Here is a 1666-nt window from a genome sequence, read left to right as displayed (position 1 = left end):
GCCACCCTGTCGGGCGCCTCACGCACCCGCGCCTCGAACAGCTCGTGGATGCACAGCTGCGAAGGATAGTCCGCTTCCGTCCGGTTCAGCTCCTCCAGCAGATAGCCGCGCTCGGCGGCCGGCAGGATGTCGAGCTCCCGCACCGGCGTGTTGGGCGCCAGCTCCAGCGCCTCGGCCAGCGCCTCGAGCGCCCGCTGCATGTAGCCGCAGACCCGGTCCGCACAGATCGGCTCGGCTGCTTCCGCCGTCAGGCCGAGCGCCTGGCCAAAATCCTCAACCGACAGGCTCAACGGATAGTTGGTGCGCTCCTCCCCGCCCAGCCATTCCACCCCCGCCAGCACATCTTCGGCGCCGCCGGCCGTGGCCGGCGCAGGGTTGTTGTGACGGTAGTTCAGGAGCGCGCTGAACAGCGGCGCGGGCGCGGCAACGCCGCTGCAGCGTTGCGCCAGCGCCAGCGAGGCATGCTCATGCGCCAGCAGCTCGGAAAGCCGCGCGTGCGTGGCCCGCACGCTCGCCTCGACCCCGGTGCCGTCGAGGTCGAGCCGCACAGGCAAGGTGTTCATGAACAGCCCGAGCGCACGGTCGGCGCCGGCGCCGGCATGCATGCGGCCAAACAGAACCGTGCCGAACACCGCCTGCTCGCGCCCGCTGCTGCGCGCCACCACCTGACCCCAGGCCAGATGACACAGACTGGCCAGGCTCACCCCCAGCCGCCGCGCCTGGGCCCGCAGCCGCTCGTTGAGCGCCTGCGGCAGCATCCGACGCGCCTCGCCGACCCCGCTGCCGTCGCCATGGACCTCGCTCAGCCCGAACGGCAGGCTCGGCTCGTCGATGTCGCCCAGCATCGCCCGGAAGAACGCCTCATGCGCCTTGGCATCGGCCCCCAGCCGCGCCTGCGCCACCAGATTGCGGAACGGCTGCGGCGTGCCAAGCTCATGCGCGCGACCCTCCAGAACCGCCCGCACCTCGCCGCGCATCACTTCCGAGGCGGTGTGATCCCCGATCAGGTGATGATGCAGCTCCAAAAGCAGCCAGCGCCCGGTGCCGGGCTCGCGCGCGGTCGCAAACCGCAACAGCGGCGCCCGGCCAAGGTCGATGCGATAGTGACGCGGATCGAACCGGCGCTTCAGTTGCTCATGAGCGGGGCCGTCATCCTCATCCAGCTCGACCTCGGCAATCTCCAGCCGCGCCTTGCGCCACACAACCTGGGCCGGGCTCGAAAGCCCCTCCCAGACAAAGGCCGTGCGCAGCATGTCGTGACGGTCCACCACCTTTTGGACCGCACCGAGATAGCGATCCAACAGCGCGCGATCGGCAAAGGCGGTCTGCGACACCAGCAGGTACGGATCGCCCCGCCCGGCCAACAGATGATGGAACAGGATGCCTTCCTGCAGCGGCGACAGGCCATAGATGTCCTGGATGTTGGCGACCCCGCCCGGCACCGTGGCGACGACCCGGTCGATCTCTTCCTGGCTCAGCTCGATCAGCGGCAGCATCGGCGGCGTGATGGCGCTGGTGCACTCGTCGATCAGGTTGGCCGGCACCGCCACCTCGCGATGGCTGCCAAGGCTGGCGGCAAGATCGCAAAGCACCGGTGTGGCGAACAGGGTGCGCACCTCCACCCCAAGCGACAGCCGCCGCAGCCGCTCCATCAGCTGCACCGCCA

At 69.8% G+C, this 1666-nt stretch carries 1 protein-coding gene; it reads right to left on the bottom strand.

Features of this window, described 5'->3' with window-relative positions:
* Positions 1 to 1652 (bottom strand): condensation domain-containing protein (locus tag PU724_RS33675; RefSeq protein ID WP_426213823.1); only part of this gene is annotated, 1652 nt, incomplete at its 3' end.
* Positions 1653 to 1666: the final 14 nt, after the last annotated feature.

This window comes from Mesorhizobium abyssinicae, assembly GCF_049887195.1.
GTDB lineage: Bacteria > Pseudomonadota > Alphaproteobacteria > Rhizobiales > Rhizobiaceae > Mesorhizobium > Mesorhizobium abyssinicae.
Note: the sequence above shows the minus strand (reverse complement) of the source record. Positions and strands in the feature narration are given on the sequence as shown.